This is a genomic window from Rathayibacter sp. Leaf299 (assembly GCF_001423055.1).
In the GTDB taxonomy this organism is placed as follows: domain Bacteria; phylum Actinomycetota; class Actinomycetes; order Actinomycetales; family Microbacteriaceae; genus Rathayibacter; species Rathayibacter caricis.
Window position 1 is genome coordinate 759761 of sequence record NZ_LMNT01000001.1, and the last position, 17050, is coordinate 776810.

The window sequence follows — 17050 nt, forward strand, 5'->3', positions numbered from 1 at the left end:
CGGCGCGGAGCGACGGCGGCGGCGGCAGTCCCCGAGCGCGGCGGGCTCGGCGGGCCGGGCGCGTCGCCGTCTCAGTCGACGAGATCCAGCAGCCGGAGGCGCTCGAGCGTCGCCACGCCCGCAGGCGGGCACCGGTGCGCGTCGGCCGTCCCGATCCAGTGCAGCGAGTCGATCTCGGCGCTCGGCGAGGGCTCGCCCGCCAGCTCCGCGAGGTACACCCGCATGTGCACCTCGCGGCCCTCCGGCTCGCCGTGGGCCTGGGTGCGGACGACGAACAGCTCCTCGAGCCGGGTGGTCGCTGTGCCGAGCTCCTCCTGCGCCTCGCGCGCGGCCGCCTGCTCGCCGGTCTCGCCCGCGTCGACCTTGCCGCCGGGGAGGTAGACCACGTCGCGCCCTCGGGCCGTCACCATCAGCACGCGGCGCTCGCGGAGGACGGCGACGGCGGACACGACGATCGGCGGGAGGCTGCTCATGCGGCCATCCTCCCGCCTCCCGCCTGCACCCGGCGCCCGGGCGCCCCGCGGCTACCATGGGTGCACACATCACAGGACGCGCGCAGCCGGCGCGCGTCGGGGCCCCGTGCGCCCGAACAGCTGAGGAGCAACCCGTGGCAGAACCCACCACCCTCGACACAGTCGTCACCCTCGCGCAGCACCGGGGGTTCGTCTTCCCCTCGGGAGAGATCTACGGAGGCACGCGCTCGGCGTGGGACTACGGGCCGCTCGGTGTGGAGCTGAAGGAGAACATCAAGCGCCAGTGGTGGAAGGCCTTCGTGCAGGGCCGCGGCGACGTCGTCGGACTCGACTCCGCCGTCATCCTGCCCACCGCGATCTGGAACGCCTCCGGTCACGTCGGCGTCTTCTCCGACCCGCTCACCGAGTCGCTCATCACCCACAAGCGCTACCGCGCCGACCACCTCTTCGAGAAGTACGAGGAGGTCAACGGGCACCCGCCCGTGAACGGCCTCGCCGACATCCCGGACCCGGAGCACCCCGACAAGGTCGGCCAGTGGACCGAGATCAAGCAGTTCTCGGGGCTGATGAAGACCTACCTCGGCGTCGTCGACGACGAGTCCGGACTGCACTACCTCCGCCCCGAGACCGCGCAGGGCATCTTCACCAACTTCGCCAACGTGCTCCAGAGCGCGCGCAAGAAGCCGCCGTTCGGCATCGGCCAGATCGGCAAGGCGTTCCGCAACGAGATCACCCCCGGCAACTTCATCTTCCGCACCCGGGAGTTCGAGCAGATGGAGCTCGAGTTCTTCGTCGAGCCCGGCACGGACGAGGAGTGGCAGGAGACCTGGATGCAGCTCGCCTGGGACTGGTTCGTCGACCTCGGCATCGATCCCGAGAACATCCGGCAGTACGAGCACCCGAAGGACAAGCTCTCCCACTACTCCAAGCGCACGGTCGACATCGAGTACCGCTTCAGCTTCGCATCGGGCGAGTGGGGCGAGCTGATGGGAGTCGCGAACCGCACCGACTTCGACCTCAAGACCCACATGGAGCACTCGGGCAAGGACCTCTCGTTCTTCGACCAGACGCGCAACGAGCGCTTCGTGCCGTTCGTGATCGAGCCGTCGTTCGGGCTCACCCGCGCGCTGATGGCGTTCCTCGTCGACGCGTACGAGGAGCAGGAGCTGCCCCCGAACGCCAAGGGCAAGGTCGAGACCCGCACGGTGCTGCATCTCGACCCGCGCCTGGCGCCGGTCAAGGTGGCGGTGCTGCCGCTCTCGCGCAACGAGGCGCTCTCGCCGCTCGCCCGTCAGGTCGCCGACCGCCTCCGCCAGCTCTGGAACGTCGACTTCGACGACTCCGGCGCGATCGGCCGCCGCTACCGCCGCCAGGACGAGATCGGCACCCCGTTCTGCGTGACGGTCGACTTCGACTCCCTCGAGGACGACGCCGTGACGGTGCGCGACCGCGACACGATGAAGCAGGAGCGCGTCCCGCTCGACCAGCTCGAGGCGCACCTCTTCTCGGGCCTGCGCGGAGCGTAGCCCGCCCTCTCCCGCTGGTCGAGCAGCCCCGCAGGGGCGTAGCGAGACCCCGGCCTCCGGCGCTGGTGGATCCCGATACGCCCGCTGCGCGGGCTACTCGATCAGCGAGGGGCGCACAGAGGCGCGGTGCTCCCGCGCCAGCAGTGCGTAGACGAGGGTCGATGTCCACTCGCCCTTGCAGTACTCGTCCTCGACGTGGTGCGCCTCGCGCCGCATCCCGAGGCGCTCGCAGAGGCGGGCGGAGGCGGTGTTGCGGTCGTCGAGCTGGGCGATCGCACGGTGGGCGCCGAGCCGGTCGAACGCCAGGTCGAGCAGTGCGAGGGCCCCCTCCGTCGCGAGACCCTCACCCTGCGCGTCCGGATGCAGCACCCAGCCGATCTCGACCGCCCCCTGCTCGACCGAGACGGCGATGAGTGTGAGATCGCCGACCACGTGCCCCGAGAGCGGCCCCTCGCGCGGCACCATCGCCAGCACCACCACGTCGCCGTCGGCGGCGAGCCGCGCGGACGGCAGCCGGGTGAGCAGGTGCGCGTGCGACTCCTCCGGAGTGCGCACCGGCCAGCGGAGGTAGCGCACCGCGTCGGAGTGCCCCTGGTAGCGCGCGTGATCGGCGGCGTCCTCCACCCGCAGCGGCCGCAGCAGGAGCCGGTCGGTCAGGATCGGCTCGGCGTCGAAGGGGAGCCGCAGTGACACAGGTCAGGCGGTGGCGGCGGAGTCGTCGCTCCGCGGGCGCGCCACGGCGGGCTCGGCGGGCACCTCGATGCCGAAGAGAGCCTCGAGACCGGTGAGGTACGCCTCCTGGGCCCCGGCGCGGGCGTAGTCGCGCGCACGGATGCTCGGGGTGTGCAGCAGCACGCCGGCGAGGTGGCGCAGCGCCTGCTCCGTCCGCCCGTCGTCGTCGCCCCGGGAGCGGGCCCGCTCGATCTCGGCGTCGAGCGCGTCGAACACGTGGGCGCGGAGGGCGACGACCGCCGGGGTGAGGCTCTTCTCGTCGGCCACGTCCGAGAACTTGCGGGCCGCCTTGTCGACCAGGGCCCGCGCCTTCTCGGAGGCGTCGAGCACCTCGAGGGGAGCGTGCAGGCTGATCGTCTCGAGGTCCAGCAGCTCCACCCCGGTGACGCTCGTCACATCGGCGGCGACGTTGCGGGGCAGACCCAGATCGATGACGAGCTGGCGCTCGCGGGCGGCGGAGTGGAGCCGTCCGTCGATCAGCAGGGCCGCGTCGAGCACGGGCGCCTCGGTGGTGGTGCAGGTGATGACGACGTCGGCGCCGACCGCCTCGGCCGCGAGGTCGGCCCCCTCGATGGGGCGCAGGGCACGCCGCGCGGCGAAGCCCTCGGCGCGGCCGGAGGGGGAGTGCACCGCGATGTCGACGACGCCGCGGTCGCGCAGGGCCGCGACGGTGGCGCGGGCGTAGCTGCCGGTGCCGATCAGGAGCACGCGGGCCGCGCGCCAGTCGGTGATGCGGCTGGAGGCGAGGTCGAGCGCGAGCCGGACGATCGAGCGGCCGGCGCTGCCGAGGCCGGTGCGGTTCTTGATGCCGCGCGAGGTCTGCGAGGCGCGCTGGAAGAGGCGCTCGAGCTCGGACGAGGTGGTGCCCAGGCGGCGGGCCTCCTCGAGGGAGCGGCGCACCTGGCCGGCGATCTCGCCCTCGCCGACGACGACCGACTCGAGCCCGCTGGACACGGCGAAGAGGTGCTCGGCCACGCGGTCGCCCGAGACGACGTCGACGCTGCCGCGGAGCTGCTCCTGCTCGACTCCGGTCGCGGCGCTGACGGCGGCCGTGGCGGCCTCGACGGCGACCGCGCGGGCGGCGGTGAGCGGCTCGTCGATGTCGAGGTAGGCCTCGAAGCGGTTGCAGGTGGCCACGACGACGGCCCCCGAGACGAAGTCGATGCTGTCCGCGAGCGCCGAGGCGACGGCGGAGGAGTCGACGGAGAGCTTCTCGAGGAGATCGAAGCTGGCGTTCTTGTGCGACGCCGTCAGACACAGAAGCACCTCAGCAGTCTACGCGCCGTCCCGGGGGAGCGGGCCCGGGATCCGGGAGGAACGCTCGGGGAAGCCTGGAATAATGCCGCGGTGACCTCCCCACTCGACGGCCTGCTCGATCCGCTGCACCCCCTCTCGGCCGGGCGCACCGCCGACTCGGCGCTCGTGCGCGCGTACCGCTCCGAGCGGCCGGAGCGCACGCCGGTCTGGTTCATGCGGCAGGCGGGCCGCAGCCTGCCCGAGTACCGGGCGCTGCGCACCGACACGAAGATGCTCGACGCCTGCCTCGATCCGGCGCTCGCGAGCGAGATCACCCTGCAGCCGGTGCGGCGCCACGGCACCGACGCGGGCATCTTCTTCAGCGACATCGTGATCCCGCTGCGGCTCGCGGGCGTCGCGGTCGACATCGTGCCGGGTCGCGGCCCCGTGCTCGAGAAGCCGGTGCGCACCTCCGCCGATGTCGACGAGCTGACGGCGATCGACCCCTCGGTGCTCGACGAGACCCTCGAGCCGATCCGCGAGGGTGTGCGCCGCACGGTCGCGGGCCTCGGCGACACTCCGCTGATCGGCTTCGCGGGAGCTCCGTTCACCCTCGCCGCGTACCTCGTCGAGGGCGGTCCGTCGAAGGACCACATCCGCGCCCGCACGCTGATGCACGCCGACCCCGAGGCCTGGGCCCGGCTGATGGAGTGGACCGCCGAGGTCACCGGTCGCTTCCTCCGGGCGCAGGTGACGGCCGGAGCGAGCGCCGCCCAGCTGTTCGACTCGTGGGCGGGGGCGCTCTCCCTCGCCGACTACACGGCGCACGTGGCTCCCGCCTCGACCCGCGCGCTCACCCACGTGCGCGACCTGGCCTTCGAGAGCGGCGGCGTCCGCCGGAACGTGCCGATCGTGCACTTCGGCGTCGGCACCGGCGAGCTGCTCGGCGCCATGCACGCGATCGGGGCCGACGTGGTCGGAGTCGACTACCGGATCCCGCTGGACGAGGCGAACCACCGCCTCGGCGGCTTCGTGCCTGTGCAGGGCAACGTCGACCCCGCTCTGCTCTCGGCGCCCTGGGAGGTGCTGGCCGCGCACGTCGACGACGTCCTCCGCCGCGGTCTCAGCGCGCCCGCGCACGTGCTCAATCTCGGCCACGGCGTGCCGCCCGAGACCGACCCGGACGTGCTGACGCGACTCGTCGCCTTCGCGCACGACTGGCGGCCGTGAGTCCCGAGCGTCCCGTCGACCACGACGTCGCGGTGATCGGCGGGGGAGTCGCGGGGCTCGCCGCCGCCGCGGAGTGCCTCCGGATCGGCCTGCGCGTCGTCGTGCTCGAGGCGGGGGAGCGGGTGGGCGGCTCGGTCGCCCCGCTTCACCTCGCCGGCACCGTGCTCGACGCGGGAGCCGAGAGCTTCGCGACCCGCGGCGGCCACGTCGGGAAGGTGCTCGCCGGGCTCACCCTCGGCGGGCATCCGCTCGCCGAGTCGGTCGTCGAGCCGAGCACCGGCGGATCGTGGCTGCACCTCTCCGGCGGCCGCTCCGTCCCGTCTCCGCGAGCCGGGATCCTCGGGATCCCGAGCACGCCCCTCGCTCCGGACGTCGTCCGCGCCATCGGCCGGCGGGCCGCGACGAGGGCCTGGCTCGACACCCTCATGCCGGTGCTGCGCATCGGCCGGGCGCACTCGCTCGCCGAGCTCGTCCGCACCCGGATGGGCGAGCGGGTGCTCCAGGACCTCGTCGCCCCGGTCGTCTCGGGCGTCTACTCCTCCCGCCCCGAGGACATCGACGTCGACCTCGCGGCTCCCGGCCTGAACGGCGCGATCACCCGGCGGGGCTCGCTCGCGGGCGCGGTGGCGGCTCTGCGCGCCAACGTCCCGGCGGGCGTCGCCGTGCGGGGGATCGACGGCGGCATGCACCGCCTGGTCGCCGCGCTCGTCGAGCGGATCGACTACCTCTCGGGTGAGATCCACACCGGCACCGGTGTCGCGAGCCTCGAGCGCTCCGCAGAGGACGCTCCCTTCTCCCTCCGTCTCGCCGACGGCTCCGTCCTCACGGCGCACGCCGTGATCGTCGCGACTCCGGAGCACGATGCGCGCGCGCTGCTCGCCGACCTGGTGCCGGCGGCCCGCGACGCGGACGAGCCGGGCGAGGACACGGTCGAGCTCGTCACCCTCGTCGTCGACGACGCCCGCCTCGACGCGGCGCCGCGCGGCTCCGGAGTGCTGGTCGCCCCGACCGCCGACGACGTCGTGGCGAAGGCGCTCACCCACGCGACGGCGAAGTGGTCCTGGCTGGCCGACACGCTGCCGCGCGGCCGCCACGTGCTCCGCCTCTCCTACGGCCGTCCCGGCGAGGCGCCACCGCTCGCGGGAGCCGACGACGCACGCGCCGCCGCCACCGCGCTCCGCGACGCGTCGATCCTGCTGGGAGTCGAGCTCGATCCCGCCGCGCTCGTCGCCTCCGCGAGGGTGCGCTGGGCGAACGTCCGCCCCGCCGCCGCCCTCGGCCGGCGCGACCGCCTCGAGGCGTTCCGCGAGGCCCTCGCACCGGTGCCCGGCCTCGCCGTCACGGGCACCTGGATCGCCGGAACCGGGCTCGCCTCGGTGCTGCCCCACGCGGCAGAGACCGCCGCCCTAGTCCGCCGCCGCCTGGTGCGTCAAGGCGTCGGGCTCCCGCGCGAAGAACACGACGGCGACGGCTACTCTGGGTCGCAGGCGCCCGCGTGAGTGCGGTGCGCCCCGACACGAGTGGTCATCGACCGCGTGAACGAGCCGCGAGAGCGGCCCAGGACGAGGAGTAGGCGTGAAGGGCAAGATCATCTTCGTGGCAGGAGCCGCAGCCGGATACGTGCTGGGAGCACGCGCGGGCCGCAAGCGGTACGAGCAGATCGCCGCGGCGGCGAACCGGTTCTGGCAGACCCAGCCGGTGCAGGACGTCGCGGGAGCGGTCGGCGGAGCGGCGAAGCAGCAGCTCGGCACCGTCTCCGACAAGGCGTACGAGATCGTGCGCACGGTCGTCTCGAAGGCCGTCGCGGGCGGGAAGAAGTCGCAGGGCGCGAGCGACGCCGAGGCCACCGCCGCGGCCCGCCGCGCGGCCGCCAAGGTCGACGAGGCCGCGGCCTCGGCCGGCTCGGGAGGATCGGCGTCGTCGACCTCCACGAGCAAGGCGTAGTTCTCATCCGCTCGGCCCCATCGACCGGTGCCGGGCCGGCACGTCCCGACCTCGAGGAGCCCCCGTGGTGAACGAACGCAATCCGAAGAACGCCCGATCACTGGGCGAGCTCGTCGGCGACCTCCCGGGGCTCGTCATCGAGCTCGTGAAGGCCGAGCTCGCCTCCCTGAAGAACGAGCTGTCCGGCAAGGCGAAGAGCGCGGGCCTCGCGGTCGCCCTGTTCGCCGTCGCGGCCTTCCTCCTCCTGACCGCCTGGGCCACCCTGGTGACGTTCGCGATCATCGGCATCTCGTCGTGGCTGCCCGCGTGGCTGTCGGCGCTGATCGTCACCGTGTTCTTCCTCGTCGTGGCCGTCGTGCTCGCGCTGGTCGGCGTCAAGTCGATCAAGAAGGCCGTCCCGCCCGTTCCGCAGGACTCGATCGAGAGCATCAAGAAGGACGTCCAGGCGTTCAAGGGAGTCGGCACTTATGACCACTGACGTGAGCACCACCACCCCCCGCTTCGTCGACCCGGCCCAGCTGAAGCCCGACCAGCTGAAGGCCGACATCGAGCGCGCCCGCCAGGAGCTGGCCGCGACGCTCGACGCCATCGAGTTCAAGATCAACGTGCCGCGCAAGGTGAAGAACGCGCAGCGCACCCTGCAGCGGAAGTTCCGGGTCGTCGGCCGGCAGAACCCGTCGGCGCTGATCGCCGGTGCCGCGGGAGTCGCCGCGGCCGTCGGGCTGATCGCCTGGGGCGTCGTCAAGCAGATCACCGAGGACTGAACCCCCTCTCCGAACGGCCGTCCCCACGGGGGCGGCCGTTCGTCGTCCGCTAGCGCGCCGGAGCCCCCGGCGCCAGAGCCGTCACCGCTTTTGTGCATCCGCACGAGCGGAGGGATGATGGATCAATGACCGATCAGACCGCCGGAACGGCGGGTCCCGTTCAGTCCGCCCGCGAAGAGACCGCTGCCGCTTCCTCGCCGCAGCCCCCCGCCGATCAGGCTCCCGCCGATCAGCCTCTGGGATACACGCTCTGGGCGGTCCTCCGCAGGGATCCCGCACGTCCGCTCACCCTCTCCGAGGACTCCGCCGCCCCGGCCGCCGAGCAGTACGAGCGCGTCGTCGCGCAGCTCGCGAGCGAGGGCGTCACCGTCCGCGGCACCTACGACGTCTCGGCCCTCCGCGCCGACGCCGACATCATGCTCTGGCTCGTCGGCTCCGAGCCCGAGGAGCTGCAGCGCGGCTACCGCGTGCTGCGTCGCACCGACCTCCTGTCGGTCCTCCTGCCCACCTGGAACGCGATGGGCGTGCACCGCGACGCCGAGTTCAGCTCGAACCACCTGCCCGCCTACATGCGCGGCAAGGAGCCGGCGCGCTGGCTCACGGTCTACCCGTTCGTCCGCTCCTACGAGTGGTACATCCTCCCCGAGGAGGAGCGCCGCTCGATGCTCGCCCAGCACGGCCGTCAGGGCTCGCGCTTCCGCTCCGTCCTCACGAACACGGTGGCGTCCTTCTCGCTCGGCGACTACGAGTGGATCCTCGCGCTCGAGGACGAGGAGCTCGTCAACCTGGTCGACCTGATGCGCGACCTGCGCGCCACGGAGGCGCGTCGTCACGTGCGCGAAGAGGTCCCGTTCTTCACCGGTCGGCGCATCGAGGCCGACCAGATCGCAGAGGTGCTCCGATGAGCGACACGACTCCCGACTCCCCGATGAGCGACTCCGGCGTCCTGGTCCGCGGGGCCACCCCGGCCGCCGCATCCGGACCGGAGCACGTCGAGGTGCCCGTCGCGTACGACGCGATCCTGCTCGCCGGCTTCGGTGGACCGGAGGGGCAGGACGACGTCATCCCGTTCCTGCGCAACGTCACCCGCGGCCGCGGGATCCCGGAGGAGCGCCTCGAGGAGGTCGCCCACCACTACCGGCACTTCGGCGGTGTCAGCCCCATCAACGCGCAGAACCGCGCGCTGAAGGCGGCCCTCGAGGCCGAGCTCGAGAAGCGCGGCATCGACCTCCCCGTGATCTGGGGCAACCGCAACTGGGCGCCCTACATGAGCGAGGCGGTGGCGGAGGCGAAGGAGCGCGGCTTCTCGAACCTGATCGCCATCGCGACCAGCGCCTACTCCTCCTTCTCGTCCTGCCGTCAGTACCGCGAGGACTACGCCGCGGCGCTCGACGCCACCGGCCTCGAGGGCGAGCTGCGGATCGACAAGGTGCGCCAGTTCTTCGACCATCCGGGCTTCGTCATGCCGTTCGTCAAGGCCGTGCACGACGGTCTCGAGGAGCTGCAGGGGCGCCTGCCGGGCATCGACCTCACCACCGAGGTGGAGGTGCTGTTCTCGACGCACTCGATCCCGATGGCCGACGCCGAGCGCAGCGGACCGCACGAGCGCCACGACGACGGCACCGTCGTCGACGTGCACGGCTTCGGCGCGGGCGGCGCCTACGAGGCGCAGCACCTCGCCGTGGCGGAGGTCGTCATGGCGGCCGCCACCACCGAGGACGTGCCGTGGCAGCTCGTCTACCAGTCGCGCTCCGGCCCGCCCACGCAGCCCTGGCTCGAGCCCGACATCAACGACGCGATCGCCGAGCTGCCCGCCCGGGGCCGCAAGGCCGTCCTCATCGTGCCGCTGGGCTTCGTGTCGGACCACATGGAGGTCATGTGGGACCTCGACAACGAAGCGCTCGAGACGTCCGAGGAGAACGGGCTCGTCGCGATCCGCGTGGCGACCCCCGGCACCGACCCGGTCTACGTCGCCGGGCTCGTCGACCTCGTGCTCGAGCGCGTCAACGGCACGCCGACCGAGGAGCGGCCGTCGATGACGGCGCTCGGCCCCTGGTACGACGTCTGCCGTCCCGGCTGCTGCGAGAACGTCCGCGCCGGCTTCAAGCCCGCGCTCGCGGGAGTCGCCCCGTGACGGGAGGCCCTCGATGAGCATCCGGATCGGCACGCGCGCGAGCGCTCTCGCGGTCGCGCAGACGAGCATGACGGCCGACCTCATGTCGGCTGCGGCGGGCGTGCCCGTCGAGCTGGTGCGGATCGAGTCGGACGGCGACCGCATGAAGGGCCCCCTGGCGTCCCTCGGCGGCACCGGGGTCTTCGTGAGCGCGTTGCGCGACGCCCTGCTCGCGGGGCGCTGCGACGCGATCGTGCACTCGCTCAAGGACCTGCCGACCGCGCCGGTCGACGGCCTTCTCCTGGGGGCCGTCCCGGAACGCGAGGACCCGCGCGACGCCCTGTGCGCGCGCGACGGGCGCACCCTCGCGACGCTTCCTCCGGGCGCACGCGTGGGCACGGGATCGCCGCGCCGCCGCGCCGCGCTGCTCGCCGCCCGCCCCGACCTCGAGATCGTGGACATCCGCGGCAACATCGACACGCGCCTGCGCCGGGTGACCGAGGACGGCGACTCCGCACTGGACGCGATCGTCCTCGCCTACTCGGGGCTCCGCCGCCTGGGCCGCACGGAGGCGATCACCGAGCTGCTCGACTTCGGCGTCTCGCCGCACGCGCCCGGTCAGGGTGCGCTCGCGATCGAGGTGCGCGACGAGGAGCCGTCGGACGAGCTGCGCGCGGCCCTCGCGGCCGTCGAGCACACTCCCACGCGAGCCGCGATCACCGCCGAGCGCAGCCTCCTGGCCGCGCTGGAGGCCGGCTGCGCCGCTCCGATCGGGGCCACCGCCGCGGTCGAGGGGGACGAGGTCGTGCTGAGCGGCGTCGTCTTCGCGACGGACGGATCGGCGTCCCTCGCCCGCGAGGTGAGGGAGCGGGTCGGTAACGGTTCCTCCGGCGGAGGTCGACATGTGGCGGATTCGCAGTATGGTGGTCGCGAACTGCCCGTCGTCGAAGCCGCGTTCCGTTGCGGCTCTCTGCTCGCTGACGCGCTTCTCGGTGCGGGTGCCGCCCAACTCGCACCCCTGGGAGCCCCTTCGTGATCGTGCCCGCCGCCTACTCCCAGTGGGAGAAGCCGTTGCAGGGCTGGCGCGTCCTCGTCCCCCGCGGAGGCCCGTGGGGGGACGGCGTCGCCGCAGCTCTCCGCGCCAAGGGAGCCTCGCCCGTCGTCGCTCCCATGATCAACTTCGCGCCGACCGACGACTTCCCCGCGCTCGAGCGGGCGCTCGCCGATCTCGAGGGCGGCGCCTTCGACTGGATGACCGTCACCAGTGCGACGACCGTCGACGTCCTGTCCCTCCTGCGCACCACGGTGCCGCCGACGACCCGCATCGCGGCGGTCGGCGAGACCACCGCCGCCGCCCTCGTCGCCGCCGGCTACGCCGTCGACCTCGTGCCGTCCGAGGACAACTCCGCCCGCGGTCTCCTGGCCGAGTGGGAGGAGGCGACCGGAGGGAAGCACCCGCTCCGCGTCCTCACGCTGCGCTCCGAGATCGCCAAGCCCCTGCTCACCGAGGGCCTCAAGCGCATCGGCCACGACGTCCGCTCGGTGGTGGCCTACCGCACGGTGGGAGTGCCGGTCGAGGACCGGGTCGTGAACGACGTGGCGAGCGGAGCGGTCCACGCGATCCTCGTCACCTCGGGCAGCGTCGCCGAGCAGGTCCAGCAGCAGCTCGGCCCCGTCCCGGAGTCGACCCTCGTCGCCGCGATCGGCCCGCAGACCGCGAAGGACGCCCGCGCCTCGGGCCTGCGCGTCGATGTCGTCGCCGACGAGCGCTCGGCGTCCTCCCTGATCGAGGCGGTCGCCCGCGTCGCCACGGAGCGCGCGAGCCGCTGAGCCCGGGGCTCCTGCTGGGGCGCCGAGTGGTCCGTTTCGAGGGCACCGCTGCAGAACCTCAGCCAGAAGCGGTGCTCAGCGATGATGGTGGCTGAGGAGTGATCTCAGCTGAGGTCGTGCCGCCGCCTCTGTGCCGGGGTCCACAAGTGCTCTCGTCGCCGGATGAGCGAGACGATCACCGCTTCGGTTCCTGGCCAGTCGTGCATGATCTGGTGGTTGTCGAGCCGAAGGCACAGGTAGCCCTGGGCGGCGAGCTCGAGATCGCGTCGGCGGTCCTCGTGGAACTGCTCGAGCGAGGAGTGGTAGCGGTGGCCGTCGCTCTCGAGGACGAGGTGTTCACCGACGACGGTGTCGACGCGGCCGACCCGAGGGATCGCGACCTGCGAGCGGACCTGGACCCGGAGCCGGCGAGTGCTCACGCGGGTCTTCGTCTCGAGCCCTGACTGGCTGCGTCCGTCGACCCGGTCGAGGAGCAGCTGCTTGCCGATCGGCGCGATCGCCCGGAGCGAAGGGAGCTCCTCCGCAGGCAGCAGGCCGCTGTTCAGAGCGGAGTCGATGGTCGCGATCGCGTCGTCCTCTCTCGCGCAGGTCATGACGTGCAGGATCGCAGCTCCGATCCCGTCCTGCGAGGCGGATCGGCGGCCTTGTCCGGGCCAGGTCCTCCAGTGGCCGACTTCGCCGGGGCGGAGGTCGTGCACCGACGAACTCCCGAGGGCCACGTGCAGGCGGGGCCGCTCCGTCGTCCAGAGGCCGAGGTGCCGGAGGAGGGCGACGCACGTGAGCACCCCTCCAGCTCGTACGGCCGCGAGCTCTAGTGGGTGCACATCGGCCAGTGCGTACCAGCCGCGCCGGACGCGGAGTACCGCGCGATCGTCGAGAGCGCGCTGGACGACTGATCGCGGGATCCCGGCGGAGACGATGGCGGATGCGGCGGCGAACCCGTCGCCGGAGCGGAGAAGGAGTATGAGCTCGTGCATGCGGGTACCTTGCCGATCCGGTGTGCTGCAGAAGTCGGCTAGGACGTCGTCAGGGGAGGATCCGGGTGCCCTCGACGCTGGGAAGGAGCGGCACAGGACCTGGACCACCTCGACGGCCACGATGACGGCTGAGACCTCTTCCGGCCGATGTCCTGCTCCAGCGGCCGCCGCTCCACGCCGGATTAGGCTGGAGGCATGACCGCTATCCGTCCGCGGCGACTCCGCACCACCCCGGCGATGCGCCGGCTCGTGCAGGAGACCCGTATCCACCCGGCCCAGCTCGTCCTCCCCCTCTTCGTCGCGGAGGGCATCACCGAGGCTCGACCGATCGGGTCGATGCCCGGGGTGATGCACCACTCGCTGGACAGCGTCCGCGGCGCGGTGACGGAGGCGGCCGAGGCCGGTCTCGGCGGCGTCATGCTCTTCGGCGTGCCCACCACGCGCGACGCGGTCGGCTCCGGTGCGACCGACCCCGACGGGATCCTCAACGCCGCCACCCGCGCGGTCGTCGAGGAGGTCGGCGACGCGCTGGTCGTTCAGACCGACCTGTGCCTGGACGAGTTCACCGACCACGGTCACTGCGGGGTGCTCGACGAGCACGGGCGGGTCGACAACGACGCGACCCTCCTCCGCTACGAGGAGATGGCGCTCGCCCAGGCCGAGGCGGGCTCCCACCTGCTCGGCCTCTCGGGGATGATGGACGGCCAGGTCGGCGCGATCCGCGGGGCGCTCGACGAGTCGGGCCATCTCGACACGGCGATCCTCGCCTACTCGGCGAAGTACGCGTCGAGCTTCTACGGGCCCTTCCGCGAGGCGGTGCAGTCGACCCTCGAGGGCGATCGCCGCACGTATCAGCAGGATCCGGCCAACCGCCGCGAGGGACTCCGTGAGGCGACGCTCGACCTCGCCGAGGGTGCGGACGTCGTGATGGTGAAGCCCGCGATGAGCTACCTCGACGTGCTGGCCGATGTCGCCGCCGTCTCGGACGTGCCCGTCTGGGCGTACCAGGTGTCGGGGGAGTACGCGATGATCGAGGCCGCCGCCGCGAACGGCTGGATCTCGCGCGAGCCGGCGATCCTGGAGTCGGTGACGGGGATCCTCCGCGCGGGGGCCGACGCCGTGCTGACGTACTGGGCGGTCGAGATCGCTCGCGATCTGCTGAGGAACTGATCGCTCGGCGATCCGCCCGCCGAAGCTCGGCATCTCGTCCGAACGGGAGCGTTCGACCCGAGCGCCCCTGGCCGCCCGCGTACCCTGGATCCGTGACCACCTCGGCGAACGACACCCTGTACGAGCGTGCCCGCCACGCGATCCCCGGCGGCGTGAACTCGCCCGTCCGAGCCTTCCGCTCGGTCGGCGGCACGCCGCGCTTCATGGTCTCGGCGTCAGGCCCGCACATCACCGACGCCGACGGTCGCGAGTACGTCGACCTCGTCTGCTCCTGGGGGCCGGCCGTGCTCGGCCACGCGCACCCCGAGGTCGTCGCGGCGGTGCAGGAGGCGGCCGCACGCGGCCTCTCGTTCGGCGCGTCGACGCCCGCCGAGACCGAGCTCGCCGAGCTCGTCGAGGCGCGGATCACGGCCGGCGGAGTGTCGCCGATCGAGAAGCTGCGGCTCGTCTCGACGGGCACCGAGGCCACGATGACCGCGATCCGCCTCGCTCGGGGCGTCACCGGCCGCGACCTGCTGATCAAGTTCTCGGGCCACTACCACGGCCACTCCGACGGCCTCCTGGCCGACGCCGGCTCGGGTCTCGCGACCCTGTCGCTGCCCGCTTCGGCCGGAGTGACGGCCGCGACGGCCGCGCAGACCATCGTCCTGCCCTACAACGACCTCGACGCCGTGCGCGCCGTCCTCGCCGAGCGCGGCTCCGAGATCGCCGCGGTGATCACCGAGGCCGCGGCCGCCAACATGGGCGTCGTCGCTCCCGAGGCGGGCTTCAACGCGGCCCTCGCCGGGCTGGTGCACGCGAACGGCTCGCTGCTCATCATGGACGAGGTGCTCACCGGCTTCCGAGTGAGCGCCGGCGGCTGGTGGGGACTCGAGAACCGGGCGTCCGAGACGCCGTACCGCGCCGATCTCTACACGTTCGGCAAGGTCATCGGAGGCGGCATGCCGGTCGCCGCGCTCGGCGGGCGCGCGGACGTGATGGACCATCTCGCTCCGCTGGGCCCGGTGTACCAGGCGGGGACCCTGTCGGGGAACCCGGTCGCCGTCGCGGCGGGCATCCGCACCCTGCAGCTCGCCGACGACGCGGTCTACGCCGCTCTCGACGCGACCGCGGCGACGCTCCAGCGCGAGGTGTCGGCGGCGCTGTCGGCCGAGGGCGTGGCGCACACGGTGCAGACGGCGGGCAACCTGTTCAGCTTCGTCTTCACCGACCTCGGCCGGCCCGTCCGCGACTACGCCGAGGTGCAGGCGCAGGAGGCGTTCCGGTATCCCGCGTTCTTCCACTCGATGCTCGACTCCGGAGTCTCGCTCCCGCCGTCGGTGTTCGAGGCGTGGTTCGTCTCGGCCGCGCACGACGACGCGGCGGTCGACCGCATCGTCCGAGCGCTTCCGGCTGCGGCGAAGGCGGCGGCGGCGGCATCACGCGCGTAGAGGGGACGGCGCGAGCCGCCCCCTCCGGTCTCAGCGGCGCGAGACCGACTTCGGCAGCACGAACACCAGGGCGAAGGCCGCGACCGCCATCAGCGTGCTGAGCAGCATCGCGGGCGCCGCGGCGTCGAGGAAACCGGACGCCACGGTGTCCGGCCCGGTGATGACGAGCCCGCCGAACAACACGCTGCCGATCACGGCGATGCCGACGGCCGAGCCGATGCGCTGGATGGCCGAGATCACTCCGCTGGCCGCTCCGGCGTCCTGCGGATCGACGGTCGCGACGATGAACTGGACGTTCGGGGCGATGAAGAAGCCGTTGCCGAGCCCGGCGATCAGCAGCGGAGCGAGCAGCTGCCAGTTGGTGATCGAGTCGGGAGTCGCCGTGAGGAGGACGAGCCACACCCAGGCGAGGCCGATGGCGAGGAGCCCGCTGCCCATGACCAGGACGTTGCGGCCGAGCCGCGCGGTCATCCGGTTGCTCTGCGACGAGCTGATGATGCTGCCGATCGCGAAGGGGATCGAGACGAGCCCCGACTCGAGCGCGGAGTGCCCGAGTCCCGACTGCCAGAGCAGCGAGATGGTGAAGAAGATGCTCGTGAAGGCCGCGAAGTAGACCAGCGCCAGGATCACGCCGCCGGTGAAGGCGGGGTGGCGGAACAGCGACGGGGGCACGAGGGGAGTGCGGCCGCGGCGGACGTAGAGGACCTCCCAGGCGCCGAACGCCGCGAGCAGGACGACTCCGCCGACGATCGAGAGGATCGTCCAGAGCGGCCAGCCCTCGTCCTCGCCCTGGATGAGCGGCACCAGCAGGGCGACCAGACCACCCGACACGAGCACGAGGCCGAGCCAGTCGACACCGCCGCTCGGTGCGCGATCGCCCGCTTCGAGCTCGCGGCGGGCGGGGAGCAGGCGGGCCGCGGCGATCAGCGTCACGACGCCGATCGGCAGGTTGACCCAGAAGACCAGGCGCCAGCCGTTCTCGTCGCCGAACGCCTGGATGATCAGTCCGCCGATGATCGGCCCGAGCGCCGACGAGACGCCGAGGACGGCGCCCATGATCGCGAAGGCCTTGCCGCGCGCGGGTCCGCGGAAGAGCAGCTGGATGTACGCGTTGACCGCCGGCACGAACATGCCGCCGGCGAGGCCCTGCACGACGCGCGCGACGACGAGCTGCAGGTCGTCGGCGGCGAGTCCGCAGGCGAAGCTCGCGACCGTGAACAGCGCGACTCCGCTGACGAAGACCCACTTGTGGCCGAAGCGGTCGCCGAGGCGCCCGGAGGGGATGAGGGCGAGCCCGAACGCGAGCGCGTAGCCCGAGATGATCCACGACAGCGTCGACTCGGAGGCGTCGAGGGTGGTGCGGATGGTCGGCAGCGCGACGTTGACGATCGTGGTGTCGAGCAGCGCGATGAACATGCCCGCCAGCAGGACGACGAGCGAGCGCCACGCGCGCCGGTCGGGGGCGGGAGGGGCGCCGGTCGCGCCGCGGTCGGTCGACGTCTCGGTCATGGGAGGGGCCTTTCGAGCAGAGGGGGAGCGCAGAGGGGAGCGACGGGCCGCGAGGCACGGCGGCACAACCTGCGAACTCTCGCAGACGCAGCCGCGCTTCCCCGAGCCGCCGGCTG

At 72.6% G+C, this 17050-nt stretch carries 17 protein-coding genes; 12 read left to right on the top strand and 5 right to left on the bottom strand.

Going from position 1 to position 17050, the window contains the following annotated elements; translation table 11 throughout:
• Positions 1-71: 71 nt before the first annotated feature.
• The gene (locus tag ASF48_RS03470; RefSeq protein WP_055786420.1) at positions 72-473 is read right to left on the bottom strand and encodes an NUDIX hydrolase; all 402 of its coding nucleotides are present in this window, start codon (positions 471-473) and stop codon (positions 72-74) included.
• Positions 474-607: 134 nt separating this feature from the next.
• Here ASF48_RS03470 and ASF48_RS03475 point away from each other — a divergent pair, with 134 nt between their 5' ends.
• Positions 608-1999, top strand: coding sequence for a glycine--tRNA ligase (locus ASF48_RS03475; RefSeq protein WP_055786423.1), 1392 nt, complete (start codon positions 608-610; stop codon positions 1997-1999).
• Between the two features lie 93 nt (positions 2000-2092).
• On the opposite strand, the gene ASF48_RS03480 is transcribed toward ASF48_RS03475, so the two are convergent.
• Positions 2093-2692 (bottom strand): GNAT family N-acetyltransferase, encoded by a 600-nt coding sequence (locus ASF48_RS03480; protein WP_055786426.1) that lies wholly within the window; start codon positions 2690-2692, stop codon positions 2093-2095.
• Positions 2693-2695: 3 nt separating this feature from the next.
• The gene (locus tag ASF48_RS03485) at positions 2696-3997 is read right to left on the bottom strand and encodes a glutamyl-tRNA reductase (RefSeq protein ID WP_055786430.1); all 1302 of its coding nucleotides are present in this window, start codon (positions 3995-3997) and stop codon (positions 2696-2698) included.
• An 81-nt stretch (positions 3998-4078) separates the two neighbouring features.
• Between ASF48_RS03485 and hemE the strand changes: the two genes are divergently transcribed.
• From hemE to ASF48_RS03530, 9 genes are all read left to right on the top strand, one after another.
• Positions 4079-5197 carry a uroporphyrinogen decarboxylase gene (gene hemE, locus ASF48_RS03490; protein ID WP_055786434.1) on the top strand — a complete coding sequence of 373 codons (1119 nt, stop codon included), beginning with the start codon at positions 4079-4081 and terminating at the stop codon, positions 5195-5197.
• Positions 5194-6696, top strand: a complete 1503-nt coding sequence (gene hemG / locus ASF48_RS03495; RefSeq protein ID WP_235577175.1) for a protoporphyrinogen oxidase — start codon at positions 5194-5196, stop codon at positions 6694-6696. The genes hemE and hemG overlap by 4 nt, the downstream gene beginning before the upstream one ends.
• A gap of 76 nt (positions 6697-6772) precedes the next feature.
• A complete protein-coding gene (locus tag ASF48_RS19730; protein ID WP_055786438.1) occupies positions 6773-7141 on the top strand; it encodes a hypothetical protein in 369 nt (122 codons plus the stop codon).
• A 64-nt stretch (positions 7142-7205) separates the two neighbouring features.
• Entirely contained in the window at positions 7206-7619 is a 414-nt protein-coding gene (locus tag ASF48_RS03505; protein WP_055786441.1) for a phage holin family protein, read from the top strand.
• Position 7620: 1 nt separating this feature from the next.
• The gene (locus ASF48_RS03510; protein WP_230672090.1) at positions 7621-7905 is read left to right on the top strand and encodes a DUF3618 domain-containing protein; all 285 of its coding nucleotides are present in this window, start codon (positions 7621-7623) and stop codon (positions 7903-7905) included.
• A 125-nt stretch (positions 7906-8030) separates the two neighbouring features.
• Positions 8031-8810 carry a hydrogen peroxide-dependent heme synthase gene (hemQ, locus tag ASF48_RS03515; RefSeq protein ID WP_082480958.1) on the top strand — a complete coding sequence of 260 codons (780 nt, stop codon included), beginning with the start codon at positions 8031-8033 and terminating at the stop codon, positions 8808-8810.
• Positions 8807-10039 (top strand): ferrochelatase, encoded by a 1233-nt coding sequence (locus ASF48_RS03520; RefSeq protein ID WP_235577176.1) that lies wholly within the window; start codon positions 8807-8809, stop codon positions 10037-10039. The genes hemQ and ASF48_RS03520 overlap by 4 nt, the downstream gene beginning before the upstream one ends.
• 13 nt (positions 10040-10052) lie before the next feature.
• A complete protein-coding gene (gene hemC / locus ASF48_RS03525; protein WP_055786449.1) occupies positions 10053-11054 on the top strand; it encodes a hydroxymethylbilane synthase in 1002 nt (333 codons plus the stop codon).
• A complete protein-coding gene (locus tag ASF48_RS03530; RefSeq protein WP_055788884.1) occupies positions 11054-11848 on the top strand; it encodes a uroporphyrinogen-III synthase in 795 nt (264 codons plus the stop codon). Before hemC ends, ASF48_RS03530 begins: the two co-directional genes overlap by 1 nt.
• Before the next feature lie 104 nt (positions 11849-11952).
• Here ASF48_RS03530 and ASF48_RS19615 read toward each other — a convergent pair whose 3' ends face one another.
• Entirely contained in the window at positions 11953-12441 is a 489-nt protein-coding gene (locus ASF48_RS19615; RefSeq protein WP_162238020.1) for an endonuclease domain-containing protein, read from the bottom strand.
• 579 nt (positions 12442-13020) lie between these two features.
• Between ASF48_RS19615 and hemB the strand changes: the two genes are divergently transcribed.
• Together hemB and hemL are read left to right on the top strand one after the other, a co-directional pair.
• Positions 13021-13995, top strand: coding sequence for a porphobilinogen synthase (hemB, locus tag ASF48_RS03540; RefSeq protein WP_055786455.1), 975 nt, complete (start codon positions 13021-13023; stop codon positions 13993-13995).
• A gap of 92 nt (positions 13996-14087) precedes the next feature.
• Positions 14088-15425 carry a glutamate-1-semialdehyde 2,1-aminomutase gene (hemL, locus tag ASF48_RS03545; RefSeq protein WP_055786458.1) on the top strand — a complete coding sequence of 446 codons (1338 nt, stop codon included), beginning with the start codon at positions 14088-14090 and terminating at the stop codon, positions 15423-15425.
• Positions 15426-15455: 30 nt separating this feature from the next.
• Here hemL and ASF48_RS03550 read toward each other — a convergent pair whose 3' ends face one another.
• Complete coding sequence (locus ASF48_RS03550) at positions 15456-16934, bottom strand: MFS transporter (protein ID WP_055786461.1); 1479 nt, start codon at positions 16932-16934, stop codon at positions 15456-15458.
• Positions 16935-17050 lie beyond the last annotated feature (116 nt).